This is a genomic window from Trujillonella humicola, assembly GCF_046233715.1.
Lineage (GTDB): Bacteria > Actinomycetota > Actinomycetes > Mycobacteriales > Geodermatophilaceae > Trujillonella > Trujillonella humicola.
The window spans coordinates 1-15,384 of the sequence record NZ_JBJNRJ010000033.1 but is presented as its reverse complement, the minus strand read 5'-3'; the positions used below and the strand labels follow the sequence as shown (position 1 = coordinate 15,384).

The 15,384-nt window shown below is 75.2% G+C and carries 17 protein-coding genes; 4 read left to right on the top strand and 13 right to left on the bottom strand.

Translation table 11 applies throughout. From position 1 onward, the window contains the following. Positions 1-17 precede the first annotated feature (17 nt). The 3 genes from pyrH to rpsB form a co-directional block, all read right to left on the bottom strand. Positions 18-779 carry a UMP kinase gene (pyrH, locus tag ACK586_RS16070; RefSeq protein ID WP_409331500.1) on the bottom strand — a complete coding sequence of 254 codons (762 nt, stop codon included), beginning with the start codon at positions 777-779 and terminating at the stop codon, positions 18-20. A gap of 164 nt (positions 780-943) precedes the next feature. Next, positions 944-1,759, bottom strand: a complete 816-nt coding sequence (gene tsf / locus ACK586_RS16065) for a translation elongation factor Ts (RefSeq protein ID WP_409331499.1) — start codon at positions 1,757-1,759, stop codon at positions 944-946. Between the two features lie 88 nt (positions 1,760-1,847). Beyond that, on the bottom strand, positions 1,848-2,807 hold the full coding sequence (rpsB, locus tag ACK586_RS16060; RefSeq protein WP_409331498.1) for a 30S ribosomal protein S2: 960 nt from the start codon (positions 2,805-2,807) through the stop codon (positions 1,848-1,850). A 316-nt stretch (positions 2,808-3,123) separates the two neighbouring features. Between rpsB and ACK586_RS16055 the strand changes: the two genes are divergently transcribed. The 3 genes from ACK586_RS16055 to ACK586_RS16045 all read left to right on the top strand — a co-directional run bounded on the left by ACK586_RS16055 (position 3,124) and on the right by ACK586_RS16045 (position 5,030). Continuing rightward, a complete protein-coding gene (locus ACK586_RS16055) occupies positions 3,124-3,636 on the top strand; it encodes a murein hydrolase activator EnvC family protein (RefSeq protein ID WP_409331497.1) in 513 nt (170 codons plus the stop codon). A 96-nt stretch (positions 3,637-3,732) separates the two neighbouring features. Beyond that, positions 3,733-4,632 (top strand): hypothetical protein, encoded by a 900-nt coding sequence (locus ACK586_RS16050; RefSeq protein ID WP_409331496.1) that lies wholly within the window; start codon positions 3,733-3,735, stop codon positions 4,630-4,632. After that, positions 4,629-5,030, top strand: coding sequence for a GntR family transcriptional regulator (locus ACK586_RS16045; RefSeq protein WP_409331495.1), 402 nt, complete (start codon positions 4,629-4,631; stop codon positions 5,028-5,030). The genes ACK586_RS16050 and ACK586_RS16045 overlap by 4 nt, the downstream gene beginning before the upstream one ends. A gap of 126 nt (positions 5,031-5,156) precedes the next feature. Here ACK586_RS16045 and whiG read toward each other — a convergent pair whose 3' ends face one another. Further along, positions 5,157-5,957: an RNA polymerase sigma factor WhiG gene (gene whiG / locus ACK586_RS16040; protein ID WP_409331494.1), complete on the bottom strand. Its 801-nt coding sequence runs from the start codon at positions 5,955-5,957 to the stop codon at positions 5,157-5,159. A gap of 84 nt (positions 5,958-6,041) precedes the next feature. Beyond that, complete coding sequence (locus tag ACK586_RS16035; protein WP_409331493.1) at positions 6,042-6,977, bottom strand: tyrosine recombinase XerC; 936 nt, start codon at positions 6,975-6,977, stop codon at positions 6,042-6,044. A 96-nt stretch (positions 6,978-7,073) separates the two neighbouring features. Between ACK586_RS16035 and ACK586_RS16030 the strand changes: the two genes are divergently transcribed. Further along, the gene (locus ACK586_RS16030; protein WP_409331492.1) at positions 7,074-7,877 is read left to right on the top strand and encodes an acyl-CoA thioesterase; all 804 of its coding nucleotides are present in this window, start codon (positions 7,074-7,076) and stop codon (positions 7,875-7,877) included. Here the strand turns inward: ACK586_RS16030 and dprA are convergent. From dprA to rplS, 8 genes are all read right to left on the bottom strand, one after another. After that, positions 7,855-9,156 carry a DNA-processing protein DprA gene (gene dprA / locus ACK586_RS16025; protein WP_409331491.1) on the bottom strand — a complete coding sequence of 434 codons (1,302 nt, stop codon included), beginning with the start codon at positions 9,154-9,156 and terminating at the stop codon, positions 7,855-7,857. The genes ACK586_RS16030 and dprA overlap by 23 nt on opposite strands. After that, positions 9,153-10,673 (bottom strand): YifB family Mg chelatase-like AAA ATPase, encoded by a 1,521-nt coding sequence (locus ACK586_RS16020; protein WP_409331490.1) that lies wholly within the window; start codon positions 10,671-10,673, stop codon positions 9,153-9,155. The genes dprA and ACK586_RS16020 overlap by 4 nt, the downstream gene beginning before the upstream one ends. Beyond that, the gene (locus ACK586_RS16015) at positions 10,670-11,035 is read right to left on the bottom strand and encodes a YraN family protein (RefSeq protein WP_409331489.1); all 366 of its coding nucleotides are present in this window, start codon (positions 11,033-11,035) and stop codon (positions 10,670-10,672) included. The genes ACK586_RS16020 and ACK586_RS16015 overlap by 4 nt, the downstream gene beginning before the upstream one ends. A gap of 145 nt (positions 11,036-11,180) precedes the next feature. Further along, positions 11,181-11,501: a DUF2469 domain-containing protein gene (locus ACK586_RS16010; RefSeq protein WP_029432918.1), complete on the bottom strand. Its 321-nt coding sequence runs from the start codon at positions 11,499-11,501 to the stop codon at positions 11,181-11,183. After that, the gene (locus ACK586_RS16005; RefSeq protein ID WP_409331488.1) at positions 11,498-12,256 is read right to left on the bottom strand and encodes a ribonuclease HII; all 759 of its coding nucleotides are present in this window, start codon (positions 12,254-12,256) and stop codon (positions 11,498-11,500) included. The genes ACK586_RS16010 and ACK586_RS16005 overlap by 4 nt, the downstream gene beginning before the upstream one ends. A 250-nt stretch (positions 12,257-12,506) precedes the next feature. Further along, entirely contained in the window at positions 12,507-13,214 is a 708-nt protein-coding gene (locus ACK586_RS16000) for a LuxR C-terminal-related transcriptional regulator (RefSeq protein ID WP_409331487.1), read from the bottom strand. Between the two features lie 628 nt (positions 13,215-13,842). Next, positions 13,843-14,829: a signal peptidase I gene (gene lepB, locus ACK586_RS15995; protein WP_409331486.1), complete on the bottom strand. Its 987-nt coding sequence runs from the start codon at positions 14,827-14,829 to the stop codon at positions 13,843-13,845. Positions 14,830-14,893: 64 nt separating this feature from the next. Further along, positions 14,894-15,250 (bottom strand): 50S ribosomal protein L19, encoded by a 357-nt coding sequence (gene rplS, locus ACK586_RS15990; protein WP_409331485.1) that lies wholly within the window; start codon positions 15,248-15,250, stop codon positions 14,894-14,896. Positions 15,251-15,384: the final 134 nt, after the last annotated feature.

Sequence of the window (15,384 nt, the reverse complement as noted above, 5' to 3'; positions counted from 1 at the left end):
GTGCCGTCGGCGCGCGGTCAGGCCGGCGTGCTGATCAGCGTCCCGATCCTCTCACCTGCCACCGCTCGCGCGATGTTCCCGTCCTGCAGCAGGTTGAACACGACGATCGGCATCCGGTTCTCCATGGAGAGGCTGATCGCGGTGGCGTCGGCGACCTTGAGCTCGTCGGCGAGGACGGTCGTGTAGTCGAGGTCGGTGTACATCTGGGCGGCGGGATTGGTGCGCGGGTCGTCGTCGTAGACGCCGTCGACACCGTTCTTGGCCATGAGGAGCACCTGGCAGCCGATCTCCAGCGCCCGCTGCGCGGCCACGGTGTCGGTGGAGAAGTACGGCATGCCGGCTCCGGCGCCGAAGATGACCAGCCGGCCCTTCTCGAGGTGCCGCACGGCCTTGCGCGGGATGTAGGGCTCGGCGACCTGTCCCATCGTGATCGCCGTCTGCACCCGGGTCTCCAGACCCACCTGCTCGCAGAACGCCTGCAGCGCCAGGGCGTTCATGACCGTGCCGAGCATGCCCATGTAGTCGGCGTGCCGGCGGTCCATGCCGGCCTGGGCGAGCTCGGCGCCGCGGAAGAAGTTGCCCCCGCCGACCACGATGGCGACCTGGGTGCCGCCGTGGACCACGTCGGCCAGCTGCTGGGCGATGCTGTGCACGATCGCCGAGTCCACGCCCACCCTGCCTCCGCCGAAGGCCTCACCGGACAGCTTCAGCAGCACCCGCTGGTAGCCACCGCCGTCGGCGGGTCGGAAGGCGCTGGGGGCGGACACGGTGTCGGTCAACTGCTCATCCCTCGCTCGACGGTCGTTCTCCTGGATCCTGCCTCATGCCTCCGGGCCCGACAGCCGAGCCCGGACAGCAGAAGGACCCCGCTGCCCCGCGGCCGGAGATCGGCGCGGGCCCCTGGACGGGCCAGGGGGACGGCGGGGTCCTTCGCTGATCGGTGCTACGCCTGGCCGACCTCGAAGCGCGCGAAGCGCTCCACGGTCAGGCCGGCCTCGTCGAGGATCTGCTTCACCGTGCGCTTGGGCTCGGTGATCGACGGCTGCTCGAGCAGGACGAAGTCCTTGTAGTAGGCGTTGACCCGACCCTCGACGATCTTGGTGATCGCCTGCTCGGGCTTGCCCTCCTCCTTGGCCGTCTGCTCGGCGACCCGCCGCTCCGTCTCGACGGCCTCGGCCGGGACCTCCTCGCGGGTGAGGTAGCGCGGCCGGGCGGCGGCGATGTGCATCGCCAGCGACCGAGCGGCCTCCTCGGAGCCACCGCTGTACTGCACCGCGACGCCGATGCCCGGGGGCAGGTCGGTGGCCCGCTTGTGCAGGTACGTGGCCGTGGTGCCCTCGAAGACGGCGAAGCGGGAGAGGACCAGCTTCTCGCCGATGCGGGCCGACTCGGCCTCGACCAGCGCGGCGACCGTCTGGCCGTCGACCTCGGTCGCCAGCAGGGCGTCGACGTCGGCCGGCTTGTGCGCCAGCACGATGTCGAGCAGCCGCTCGCCCAGCTCGACGAACTGCGCGTTCTTGGCGACGAAGTCGGTCTCGCAGTCGATCTCGAGCAGGGCGCCGTCCTTGCTGACGACGATGCCGTTGGTCGTCGAGCGCTCCAGGCGCTTGCCGACGTCCTTGGCGCCCTTGATGCGCAGGAGCTCGACGGCCTTGTCGAAGTCGCCGTCGGCCTCGGTGAGCGCCTTCTTGCAGTCCATCATGCCGGCGCCGGTGGCGTCGCGGAGACGCTTGACGTCGGCTGCGGTGAAGTCAGCCATGTCTCTCTTCCTGAGTGTGGCCCGGGCCTGGGACGACCCCGTCGAGGGGCTCGTCCCGGGCGTGCGGGGGATGAGACGGACGGGGTCCTCAGGCGTTCTGAGCGCCCTGGGTGCCGGTGTCCGTGCTACCGGTGGCGGGGACGCCCTCGACCGGGGCGACCTCGTCGGCGGTGACGGTCGGCGCGGCGGCCGGGGTCTCGGGCAGCTCGGTGGCGGTGGCCGGCGTCTCCGGCACCTCGGCAGCGGCGGGCGCCTCGCCGGTCTGGCCGGTCAGCAGCTCGCGCTCCCAGTCAGCCAGCGGCTCCCCGCCGCCGATCGCGGGCTCTCCGCCGTCCTCGCGGCCGGCGTTGGCCTCCGCCGCCGAGCGGGCCATGAGGCCCTCGGCGACGGCGTCGGCCACCACGCGGGTCAGCACGGCGATGCTGCGGATCGCGTCGTCGTTGCCCGGGATCTTGTAGTCGACCTCGTCGGGGTCGCAGTTGGTGTCGAGGATCGCGACGACCGGGATCTTCAGCTTGCGCGCCTCGCCGACGGCGATGTGCTCCTTCTTGGTGTCCACGATCCAGATGGCGCTGGGCACCTTCTTCATGTCGCGGATACCGCCGAGGGAGCGCTCGAGCTTGGCCTTCTCGCGGCTGAGGACCAGCTGCTCCTTCTTGGACAGGCTGACCAGCACGCCGGTCTGCTCCATGTCCTCGAGCTCCTTGAGCCGCTCGAGCCGCTTGAAGACGGTCTGGAAGTTGGTGAGCATGCCGCCCAGCCAGCGCTGGTTGACGTAGGGCATGCCGACCCGCTGCGCCTGCTCGGCGACGGGCTCCTGCGCCTGGCGCTTGGTGCCGACGAAGAGCACCGTGCCGCCGTGCGCGACCGTCTGCTTGACGAACTCGTAGGCGTTGTCGATGTACCCGAGCGTCTGCTGCAGGTCGATGATGTAGATGCCGTTGCGCTCGGTGAAGATGAACCGCTTCATCTTCGGGTTCCAGCGACGGGTCTGGTGCCCGAAGTGGACGCCGCTGTCGAGCAGCTGCTTCATGCTGATGACTGCCATGGTGGTCCCTCTGTGGCGCGCTCGGCCGCCCGGGCGGCCGTGCGTCTCGGTTGTCGCGGGCACCGGGTGGTGCGCCGCCCTGGCATCCAGGCGCCACACCACCCCGCGGAGGACCACGGGGACCGAGGTGGCGACCACCCCGCTGGTACGGCGGCGGGGTTCGAGGACGCGCGAAGTCGACCCGCCGGAACGGGCCGCACCGGACAGCATACGCGCAGCCGGGACGGGCCCCTCCGCCCGTCCACCGGCGGCGGTCCGCGTCCACAGTCGGCAGTCCGGCCGGCCAGGCGCACGCCCGAGCACCCAGGGTGGCCCGGTGTCCCCGCGCCCGCTGCCCGCGCTGCTCCTGCTGGCCTTCCTGCTCGCGGGCGGTCCGGCGACCGCGGACCCGGCGCCGGCCGCTGCTGTCTCCGCCGGGTCCGTCTGGGTGCCGCCGCTGCCGGGCCCGGAGGTGACGAGGGGCTTCGAGGCCCCGGACTCGCCCTACGGTCGCGGGCACCGGGGGGTCGATCTCGCCGGCCCACCGGGCTCGGCCGTGGTCGCCGCCGGCGACGGCGTGGTGGCGTTCGCCGGCGCGGTGGCCGGCCGGCCGGTGGTCAGCATCGACCACCCCGGGGGCCTGCGGACGACGTACGAGCCGGTCGCCCCGACCGTGGGCGCCGGGCAGCGGGTGGCGCGGGGCTCCCTCATCGGCACGCTGGTCGCGGGGCACGCCGGCTGCCCGGCGACCGCCTGCCTGCACTGGGGGCTGCGCCGCGGGGAGACCTACCTGGACCCGCTGCAGCTGCTCGCCCCGCCGCGGATCCGCCTGCTGCCCTGGACCGGGTGAGGACACCCGCCCGGTCGCGGGCCGGTGATTGACAATCTCCTGACGGGACGACCAGAGTGCACTCTTGTATCACTCATCTGACACAAAGGGGTCCGTGTGACCGCCGCCGTGCTGCTGTCGGCCGTGCTCGTCCCCCTGGCCGTGGCGGCCGCCGTGCGCGTCCGCCGGCCGGCCGCGGTCACCGGGGACGAGCTCTCGGAACGGCTCCGCGCCACGGCACGCACCACCGCGCGCTGGCGTCTGGGGGGTGCGGCCCTCGGGGTGGTGGTCGCCCTGATCAGCGCCCACCAGGACGCCCTGGGGCGCGGCCTGCTCCTGGGCGCGCCGCTGTTCGGGCTCTGCCTCCTCACCGGGATCGTCGTCGGGGAACTGCGCGTCGGAGCGCCCGGGGCCGCCGTCCGGACCGCGACGGTGGAGGTCCGGCGGGCCCGGGACTACCTGCCGCCGGTCCTCAGCCGGGTGGTGCTCGCGGCCACCGGTCTGCTGGTCGCCGTCCTCGGCACCACGACGGCGCTCGGATCGCCGGACGACCTCGGCCGGGCCGGTCGCGCGCTCGCTCGCTCGTGCACCCCGCTGTGGACCACCGCGGTGGGCCCGTGGCCCGGCTGGTTCTACGCCGCACCGCTGCTGGCGGTCGTCCTGGCCGGCCTCGTGCTGGCCGGGCTGGCGCTGCGGCGCATCGTGCACCGCCCCCGGTCGGGGGACGCACCGCACGTGGACGACCTCCTGCGCCGCCAGGCGGCGGAGGCCGTGGTGGCCGGGTGCGGCCTGCTGGTCGCCGTTCCGCTGGCAGGGGTCTCCCTCGTCGCGGCGCACGCGGTCGGCAACCTCGGGTGCGCACCGGCGTCGTGGCGAGTGGTGGCCGGCGGCGTGGTCCTGCTGGTCCCGGCGCTGGCCGCGCTGGCCTCCTGGTGCGCGGTCACCGTGCTCCTCCCCCGGCGGAGCGCCGCAGCCGGGGCCGCCCGGAGCGGGGACCGGAGCGCGGACCGCAGGTGAACGGGCCTCCGTCGCTGCGGGTCTCCACCACCGACCCCACCCCGCCGTTCGAGCAGCTGAGACGCCAGTTCGCCGAGCTGATCCGGTCGGGGCTCATCCCCGCCGGGGACCGGTTGCCACCGCTGCGCCAGCTCGCGGCGGACCTCGGGCTGGCGGTGGGCACGGTCGCCCGCACCTACCGGGAGCTGGAGGCCGCGGGGCTCGTGGTGTCCCGCCGCGGTGGCGGCACCCGGGTGCGGCCGATAGCGCCCGCCCGGACCGCGGCGCAGCGGCGCCGCGTGCTCGGCGAGCAGGCCGACGGCTTCGTCCGGCAGGCGCGGCTGCTCGGCGCGGACGACGACGAGGTACGCGCAGCGCTCACCGCGGCCCTCGGCCGTGCGGGCCGCCGCCCGTCCTGAGCGACGGGCAGCGATCCGCCGCCGCCCCGGACGGGGGACCGCGCCTGCTGGAGGGACGAGGGCGGGGATCCCGTCCCGGTCGCGCGCCGGTGCGGTCGGGCGTCGCTGTCCGCGCCGACGCGGCGCTCAGGCGATGTCGGCGAGCTTGGTCCGCAGGTGCAGCACGGCCTTGGTGTGCAACTGGCAGATGCGGCTCTCGGTGACCCCGAGCACGCGGCCGATGTCGGCCAGGGTGAGCCCCTCGAAGTAGTAGAGGCTCACGACGACCTTCTCGCGCTCGGGGAGCTGCTCGACGGCCCGGGCCAGGAGCTGCCGGGCCTCCCCGTGCTCGGCCATCGCCTGCGGGTCGAGGGCGCTGGTGTCCTGCAGCGTGTCGACCAGCCGCGGGGCGCCGCCGTCGTCGTCGGTGAGCAGCTCGTCGAGGGCGACCACGTTGACCAGGGACAGCTGGCCCAGGAACTTGCGGACCTCCTCGACGTCCATGTCCATCTCCGCGGCCACCTCCTCGTCGGAGGGGCTGCGCTGGAGCCGGGCCTCGAGGGCGGCGATGGTCTTCTCGAACTGACGGGCCTTGCTGCGCACCGAGCGCGGGATCCAGTCCGTCGTCCGCAGCTCGTCGATGATGGCGCCGCGGATGCGGGCCATGGCGTAGCTCTCGAACTTCACCTCGCGGGAGGGCTGGTACCGGGTGATCGCGTCGATCAGCCCGAAGGTGCCGTAGGAGGCCAGGTCGGCCTGCTCCACGTGGGCCGGCAGGCCCGAGCCGACGCGGCCGGCGACGTACTTCACCAGCGGCGCGTAGTGGAGGATCAGCCGGTCCCGCAGCGCCGGGTCGCGGTCGGCGACGTAGTCGCGCCACAGCGCGGCGATCGCCGCATCGGTGTCCTCGTTCGACTCGTCGATCGTGTCGATCGTCGCCTCGGGCACGGTGTGGCTCCCCCGCTCGTTCATGGGTCCGCCGGGACGGCCCCTGTGGGCTTCGCAGACCAGTATCGGCAGCCGGTCACCGGCTCACGCGCGCGGATGGGCCTGGGCATGCACCGCACGGAGCCGCTCGACCGTCACGTGCGTGTAGATCTGCGTGGTCGCGAGGCTAGCGTGGCCCAGCAGCTCCTGGACCGAACGCAGGTCGGCGCCACCCTCGAGCACGTGGGTCGCGGCGGAGTGGCGCAGCCCGTGCGGGCCGACGCGCGGCGCGCCGGGAGCGGCGGTTCCCGCGGCCTGCACGGTCCGGCGGGCCTCCCGGGGGTCGAGCCGGCCGCCGCGGGCGCCCAGAAGCAGGGCGGGTCCGGAACGGGCGGTGAGCAGCGCCGGGCGGCCACGGGTCAGCCAGGCGTCCAGGGCACGCTCGGCGGGCGCCCCGTAGGGGACGCTGCGCTCCTTGCGACCCTTGCCCATCACCCGGAGGAGCCGGCGGCCGCGGTCGACGTCGTCGACGTCCAGGCCCACCAGCTCGCTGACCCGGATGCCGCTGGCGTAGAGCAGTTCGAGGACGAGGGAGTCGCGCAGGCCGACCGGCTCCTGGGCCCCCGAGGCGGACTCGACGACGGCGCGCGCCTGGTCGGGCGCCAGCACGTCGGGCAGCGTCCGGTGCGCCTTGGGGCTCACCAGCCGGAGGCCGACGTCCTCGGCCGTCAGGCCCGTGCGACGCAGCCAGCGGGTGAACGACCGCGCCGCCGCCGCCCGACGGGCGGTGGTCGCACGGCTGTCGCCGGTGGTGCGCCGCTTGGCCAGCCAGCTGCGCAGGGCGGCCAGGTCGAGGTGGTCCACCCGGGTGCCGCTGAGCCGGGCGAGGTGGTCCAGCAACGACACGGCGTCGGCGACGTAGGCGCGGACGGTGTGCTCCGACAGCTCCCGGGAGCCGGTCAGGTGCGCCTCGTACTCGTCCAGCGCCGCCGCGAGGGCGGGGGGCAGCGCGGCACGCACCTCCGCCGTCGAACCGGGCACCCCGCGACGGTGCGGCCGCGGGAGGGGCGGGTCAAGTGGGCACGCCGCACCCCGGATGCCCGGAGGACGTCCGTGGCGAGCTGGTAGAGATCTGCCATGTCGACGGACCTGGCCGCCCTGCTCCGCCTGGCTGAGCTCGGGGAAGGCGAGTACGAGAACGTGCCGCTGGCCCCCGGCCACCTCTACGGAGGCTGGTCGCAGGCCCTCGCGCTGCGAGCGGCCGCCGCTACGGTCGACCCGCACCTGCCGTTCCGCGCCTCCGCGTCCGTCTTCCCCTCCGCGGGTGACGCCGGGATGCCGCTGCGCATCCGGGTCCAGCCGGTCCGTGACGGTCGGTCGAGCGCGATCCGCCAGGTCACGGTCACCCAGCACGGGGAGGTCCGGCTGCTCGTGACCGCCTCCTTCCAGGCGGAGGTGGCCGGCGGAGAGTGGCAGGCGCCGGCCACGGCGTTGCCGGCCGGCCCGGAGCAGCTCTCGACCGACACGTCGCAGCTGGTCGGCATGGACCCGGTCGAGTTCCGCCCGGTCGGCAACGCGCGCTTCGACGCCGGGGCACCGGTCATGACGCCGCCGCATCCCTTCTGGGCCCGGCCCCGAACCACCCCGCCGGATGGACCCGGGGCCGCCGCCGCGGTCCTGGCGTTCGTCTCCGACTACATGGTCGTCGCCGTCTCCCAGCAGCCGGAGTCGCTGCTCGCGCCGGGCGCCATGACCGCCTCCCTGGATCACGCGCTGTGGTTGCACCGCCCGTTCGATCCCGCGGCCTGGCTGCTCTACGACGCCGCGCCCCTCTCGATCGCCGCCGGGCGCGGTCTGGTCCGAGGCACGGTGCGCGACACGGGCGGCGCGCTCGTCGCCTCGTTCACCCAGGAGACGATCACCCTGCCTCCCCGGCCCTGAGCCGATCGGCCCCGGCGGCCGGGCCGCCCCGTCGGTGCGGCCGGGGAGCAGGTGCGAGCCGCCAGCCCGTGCCACGGAACTCGACCAGCCCGGCGACCTCGAGCGCGGGCAGCTGCTGGAGCACCTCCACGACGCTGCAGCCGGCCACCACCGCGAGCCGTTCCGGGCCCACCCCACGGCGCACCGGGCAGGCGTCCAGGACCCGGCGGGCCAGGTCGGACAGCTCGTCCCGGACGTCGACGGGCACCTCCGGCGGCGGCGCCAGGTCCTCGCCCAGCCGGCCGACCTCCTCGATGACGTGCGCGGCGGTGCCGACGAGCACGGCCCCGGACTCCTGGTCACGGATCAGCTCGTGGCAGCCGACGCTCATCGCCGACGTGACCGGACCGGGCACCGCCATCACCGGCCGCCCGAGCCGGCGGGCCCGCCGCGCGGTCGCCTGGGCGCCGGACCGGGCCGCCGCCTCGACCACCACCGTGCCACGGGTCAGCGCCGCGATCAGCCGGTTGCGGACCAGGAACCGGTGCCGGTGCGGGGCCGCACCGGGCGGCCACTCGCTGAGGACGAGACCCTCGTCGGCGATCCGCTCGAGCAGCGCGCCGTTGCCGCTGGGGTACACCCGGTCGACGCCGCAGGCGAGCACCGCGACCGTCGAGCCACCGGCGGCGAGCGCGCCCCGGTGCGCGGCGGCGTCGATGCCGTAGGCGCCGCCGGAGACGACCGCCCAGCCGCTCTCCCCCAGCCGGTGGGCCAGATCACCGGCGACGTGCTCGCCGTACGCGGTCGACGCCCGCGCGCCGACGACGGCCACCGACCGCTCGACGACGTCGGCGAGCCGCGCGGGGCCGCGGACCCACAGCGCGACAGGCGGCACCAGCGCCGTCGTCCGGTCCGACTGGTCCGGGGACCCGGGGTCCTCGGACACAGCGGCGACGGTGAGGGCGTGCAGCGCGGACCGGGGCCACTCCTCGTCCTCGGGAACCACCAGCCGGCCGCCGCAGCGCTCGGCACGGCGCAGGTCGGCGAGGCTCGCGTCCTGCTCGGCGCGCACCCCGACCAGGGCCTGCACCGCGGCGGGTGCCCGCCCGGCCCGCAGGGCCAGGACGGCGGCGACGGGCCCGGCGTCCTCCACGAAACGCCAGGCGGCGACGCTGCCGGGCTCGGCCGCGCGGCTGAGCCACGCCCGCGCCCGGCGGACGACGGCGGGGTCCCCGCGCTCGCCGGCGGCGGAGGACATGTCGGCGTCCAGATCGGTCGGGGGCCGGCCTCCGGCGGTCACGCGGCCACCCGCTGGAGCCGCATGCCCAGGGCCTCGGCCACCTGCTCGCGACCGGGCACGGGCCGACCGGCGAGGTCGGCGAGCGTCCACGCCACGCGCAGCACCCGGTCGAAGCCGCGGACCGACAGGATCCCCCGCTCCAGGGCGCGCTCCGCCAGCACCGACGCCGGCCGGGGGACCGGCCAGCGCTCCCGCAGCAACCGGCCCGGCACCTCGGCGTTGAGTACCAGTCCGCTGTCGCGCAGCCGTTCCGCGGCGGCCTCGCGTGCCGCGGCCACGCGCGCGGCCACCACCGCCGACGGCTCGGGCGGGTCGGCGCCGTCCAGCCAGGCGGCCCGGGTGACCGGCGGCAGGTCGACGCGCAGGTCGATCCGGTCGAGCAGCGGGCCGGACAGCCGGGACCGGTACCGCCGGCGCTCGAGCGCCGAGCAGGTGCACGCGGTGTCCCCCGCCGCCGAGGCGCACGGGCACGGGTTGGCGGCCAGGACCAGCTGCGCCCGGCAGGGGAAGGTCGCCGCCCCCGACGCCCGCGAGATGGTGACCGACCCCCGTTCGAGGGGCTGGCGCAGGGTGTCCAGGACCGCGCGGGGGAACTCCGGGCACTCGTCGAGGAAGAGGACGCCGCGGTGGGCGCGGCACAGCGCCCCCGGCCGGATCTGCCCCGATCCGCCGCCGACCAGCGCCGCCGTGGTCGCGGAGTGGTGCGGCGCCTCGAAGGGCGGCCGGCTCACCAGCGGGGCGTCGGGCGGCAGCGTGCCGGCCACGGAGTGGATCGCGGTGACCTCGAGGGCGGCCTGCTCGTCGAGCGGCGGCAGGATCCCGGGCAGCCGCTCGGCGAGCATGGTCTTGCCCGCCCCCGGCGGTCCGGCGAGGTACAGGTGGTGCCCGCCGGCGGCGGCGACCTCGACGGCCCGCCGCCCGACGGCCTGCCCGACGACGTCCCCGAGGTCGGGGGCAGGCGGGGGGTCGGGCAGCGGGCCCCGGGCGTGCGGCAGCAGCCGGGTCCGGCCGGTGAGGTGGGCCAGCAGCTCCCGCAGCGACCCCACCGGGAGGACGGCGACGCCCTCGACCAGCGCGGCCTCGTCGGCGTTGCCGCGCGGCACGACGACGTCCCGGTGGCCCGCCTGCCGGGCCGCGAGCACCGCCGGCAGCACCCCGCGGACGGTGCGCACCGCCCCGTCCAGGCCCAGCTCGCCGAGCAGGACGAGGTCGGCGACCGACGATGCCGGCACGGCCCCGGCCGCGGCGAGGACCCCGGAGGCGAGAGCGAGGTCGAACCCGCTCCCCTGCTTGGGCATCGACGCCGGGGACAACCCGATGGTCACCCGCCGCAGCGGCCACTGACCACCGGCGTTGACCACGGCGGCACGCACCCGGTCGACCGACTGGCGGACCACCGCGTCTGGCAACCCGACGAGGACGACCTGGGGCACGCCGGCCGACATGTCGACCTCGACCTCGACCATCGCGCCGGAGACCCCGGCCAGGCCGACCGACCAGGTCCGGGCCAGGCTCACGAGAACGCCGCCGGGAGATGCGTGACCACCGCGGGGCCGCCCGGCCGCACCAGCACGCCCACGACGTCGAAGCGCAGGTCGGGCGCGTGCTCGGCGTGCGCGGCCAGCCACCGCTGGGCCAGCAGCCGCAGCCGGCGCTGCTTGGCGGGGGTGACGGCCTCCACCGGGTGCCCGAAGCCGACCTCGCGGCGGGTCTTGACCTCGCAGAAGACGATCGCGGAGCCGTCGCGCGCCACGATGTCGAGCTCGCCCTCCCGGCAGCGCCAGTTCCGGTCGAGCAGCCGCAGGCCGCGGTCGGTCAGGTAGCGGGCGGCGATGCGCTCACCGCGCAGGCCCAGTTCCGTCGTCGTCGTCGTTCGCACCGGCCGACGGTGACCCGGGAGGGACCTCCGGTCGCCGTCCGGCCGCCGTCTGTGGACGGGGGCGCACCCTGTGGACGGCGGATCGCGTCCCGTCGGTGGTCGCCGGGAGCCTCACGGCATGTGCGACGCAGCGAGTGGACCCCGGTCAGGGCAGGCGCGGACCGTCCGGCAGCTCGAGGTCCGGCTTGTCCAGTTCCTCCACATTGACGTCCTTGAACGTCAGCACCCGCACGTTCCTCACGAAGCGGGCCGGCCGGTACATGTCCCACACCCAGGCGTCGGAGAGCTTGAGCTCGAAGAAGACCTCGCCGCCGGCCTCTCGCACCTGGAGGTCCACCGAGTTGGCCAGGTAGAAGCGCCGCTCGGTCTCCACCACGTAGGTGAACTGGCGGACGATGTCCCGGTACTCGCGATAGAGCTGCAGCTCCATCTCGGTCTCGTACTTCTCCAGGTCCTCGGTGCTCATCGCGGCTCTCCGGAGACGGTGCGCATGGGTCCATCATCGACCATGGGCCCGGACACGGTGAGGTGGGCGTCGCGACCGGCGTGTGCGGCGGCGGCACGGGCCACGTTGACGAAACGCCGCCGGTGCTCCGGGCACGGCCCGTGGCGGTCGAGGGCAGCACTGTGCGCGTCGGTGATGTAGCCCTTGTGCCCGGCGAAGTCGTACTCCGGCCACCGCTCGTGCAGGTCCGCCATCATCCGGTCCCTCGTCACCTTGGCCAGGATCGAGGCGGCGGCCACGCAGGCGGCGACCCGGTCGCCCTTCCACACCGCGAGGGTCGGCCGGGCGAGGCCACTGACGGGAAAACCGTCGGTGAGCACGTAGTCGGCGCCGGGGTCCAGTGCCCACACCGCCCGGCGCAGCGCCTCGATGTTGGTGACGTGCATGCCTCGGGCGTCGAGGTCGCGCACCGGCATCACCACGACCGACCACGCGACGGCGCGGTCCACGATCTCCGCGTAGACCCGCTCACGCGCCGCGGCGGTGAGCAGCTTGGAGTCGGCCAGGCCCGGCACCCGCCCGCGCCGGCCGGCCGGCAGGACGCAGGCCGCGGCGACCAGCGGCCCGGCGCAGGCGCCGCGGCCGGCCTCGTCGGCACCGGCGACGGCGGAGAAGCCGCGGCGGCGCAGGGAGCGCTCCATGTCCCAGAGCGCGTCGGGCCGGTCGTCCCCGGCCGGGACTCGGGCGGGACGGGCGGGGGCGGTACGGACTGCCATCGCGTCCCGACCCTACGACGCCCCGGGGACAGGACGACGGTGGACGCCCCTCCGCGCCGGGACGGCGGCGCACCGGCCGCGGACGCGCCACGAGCCGGCCCCCGGGTCTCGGAGGGGCCGGCTCGTGGTGGGGTGCGACCGGGGACCGGTCGCGAGCGCCGTACCGGATCGCTGAGGAGGCGAACCGTCCGGTCCGGCGCTCCCGGTGCGGTCGGCGGAGGAGGGCCACCGTCGCACCAGGGTCGGGGGATCAGACCTCGGCGGTCTCCGAGGGGACCACCGCGTGGGTGCCGCAGGTGCAGGCGCCGCCCGACGAGCGTGAGGAGAGCACCAGGGAGACGGCGTGGGCGCGGTCGCGGGCACCCAGCTTGCGCAGGATGGCCTTCACGTGGCTCTTGACCGTGTCCTCGCTGATGAACAGGTTGCGGCCGATCTGGCGGTTCGACTGGCCCTGCAGCAGCTCGTCGAGGACGTCGGACTCGCGGCGGGTCAGCGGGACCTCGGGGGCGAAGGGCTTGGTCGCCGGGACGGCCGAGGGCTCCACCCGGCGGATCTGCGGGTCGACCACGGTGCGGCCGGCGCGGGCGGCCAGGATGGCCCAGCCCAGGAGCGTCGGGCTCGTGTTGATCATGAGGTAGCCGCGGACGCCGGCGGCGACGGCCTCGTTGACGACGGCCGGGTCCTCCGAGGTGGCCAGGGCCACGATGGCGACCCGCGGGAAGCGGCGCCGCAGGTCGCGGCAAGCGGCCAGGGTGGCGGCGCGACCGGAGCCGAGCTCGACGACGACGGCGTCGGGACGGGCGGTCTCGACCAGGGTCAGTGCCCGGCGCAGCTCGCCCGGGGTGCCGACCGACTGCATCCCGGCGGTCTCGTTGATCATGCTGACCAGCCCACGGCGCAGGACCGGGGCGTCGGCGAGGATGAGCACGCGGGTGACGCCGCGGGCGGTGCTCGCCATGGGTGCAGACACTGTCGGCTCCATTTCACACGTTCGGGTTGGGGCTTGCACACCATCCATCGGACGGGTGAGAGAAGTGCTTGACACCTTTTCCGACAGTTTTTCCGCCATTCTCGGATCCGTCCGGAACGGCAGGACGAACAACACCCGTAACGCGCTTCCGGATTGTCGACATGACGATGCGCCATTCCCGGCCATTCCGAAGCGGCGGCCGACCGGCATCACCCGCGGCCGCTGCTCGACGGGAGCGGGCCGCGCCCCGGGGACGGCGAAGGGCGGGGACGGCCGGGCCCCGGGGACGGCGGAGGGCGGGGACGGCCGGGCCCCGGGGACGGCAAGGGCGGGAGGCGGCCGGGCGAAGGCTGGAAGGGGGATGGGGACCCCTACCCCGCGAGTCGACGTCGGACGGGCCAGGAGGCGCGGACCACAGCGCAGTCATGGAGTCACCGGGCCCCGGACCCGCGGGGCGACGCCGCGCACGAGGGACAGCGCGGTCAGCCCGCGCGCGGATCAGGCCGCGGGATCGGGACCGGCGCGGATCAGGCGACGCAGATCGGGGCCGACGCAGAACAGGCGACGCAGATCGGGGCCGACGCAGAACAGGCCGCGCGGCTCGCGCCGACGCGGATCAGGCGGCGCGGCTCGGACCGCGGGGACCAGGCGGCGCGTCTCGGACCGGGCGCCGTCTCGCGGTGCTGCGCCGCCGGCGCCGCCACGCGACCACGGGCACGGCGCCGACCAGCCCCAGCACGTGCGGAGCGGCGACCGCCGCGGCCCCGGAGAGCTGCACGCCGGAGGCCTGAGCACCCTGGATGTCGGGCGAGTCGAGGGTGCCGAACCGGTCCAGCGGCCAGACGATGACCGCGGCCTTGCCGATGACGTCGTCCACGGCGACCGTCCCGGCGTACCGGTCGTCCACGTGCGAGCGCGAGTCGGCCGACGCCGACCGGTGGTCGCCCATGACCCACAGCCGGCCACCGGGCACTGTCACCGGGCCGAACGCACGGGTCTCGATCGGGGTGTCCTGGTAGATGTAGGGCTCGTCGAGCGGGTCCCCGTCGACCACCACCCGGCCCTCGGAGTCGCAGCACTGCACGGTCTGGCCGCCGACGGCGATGACGCGCTTGACGTAGTCGTCCTCGCTGGGCGGGGCCACGCCGACCGCGCGTCCCAGCCACAGCAGCGCACCGGACGCCCAGTTGCCCGGCTCGGCGACCTGGACCTCGGGCGACCAGGTGTCCGGGCCCGTGAAGACGACGATGTCGCCGGGCTCGGGCTCGCCGAACCAGTAGGGGACCTTGTTCACCAGCACGCGGTCGCCGGTGCAGCCGGTGCAGCCGTGCAGCGTGGTCTCCATCGACCCGGACGGGATGAAGAAGGCCTGCACGAGGAAGGTCTTGACCAGCAGCGCCAGCACGAAAGCCACCAGCAGCAGCACCGGGAGCTCGCGCAGCAGCGAGGGCTTCTTCCCGGGCTCCGGGCGCCGTCGCCGACCCCACCACCGGCGGGCACCGGCCGGGTCGGCGGTGCTCGAGCCGTCGCCGGGTCGGCGGTCGTCGGATCCGTCGTCCCCCGGGACGACGTCGGCGGGTCCCCCGTGCCGGTCGCTGCTCATCGAGGATCAGCGTACGGGCGCGGGAGACCCGCCGTGCCGAGGCAGGGGGGACCGGTGCCGTGTGTCAGCGCGCGACGGTCTCGCGCTTCTCCTTGATCTTGGCGGCCTTGCCGCGCAGCTCGCGGAGGTAGTACAGCTTGGCGCGACGCACGTCACCGCGGGTCAGCACCTCGATCCTCTCCACGACGGGCGTGTGCACCGGGAAGGTGCGCTCCACGCCGACGCCGAAGCTCACCTTGCGCACGGTGAAGGACTCGCGGATGCCGCCGTTCTGGCGACGGATGACCACGCCCTGGAAGACCTGGATGCGCGAGCGGTTGCCCTCGACGACGCGCACGTGGACCTTGACGGTGTCCCCGGGGCGGAACTCGGGGATGTCGTCGCGCAGCGAGTCGGCGTCGAGTACGTCCAGGGTGTTCATCGTCGGCAGTCCTCAGCTCTAGCGGTGGTCTCAGCGGTGTGGGGGGGGGGGGGGGGGGGGGGGGGGGGGGGGGGGGGGGGGGGGGGGGGGGGGGGGGGGGGGGGGGGGGGGGGGGGGGGGGGGGGGGGGGGGGG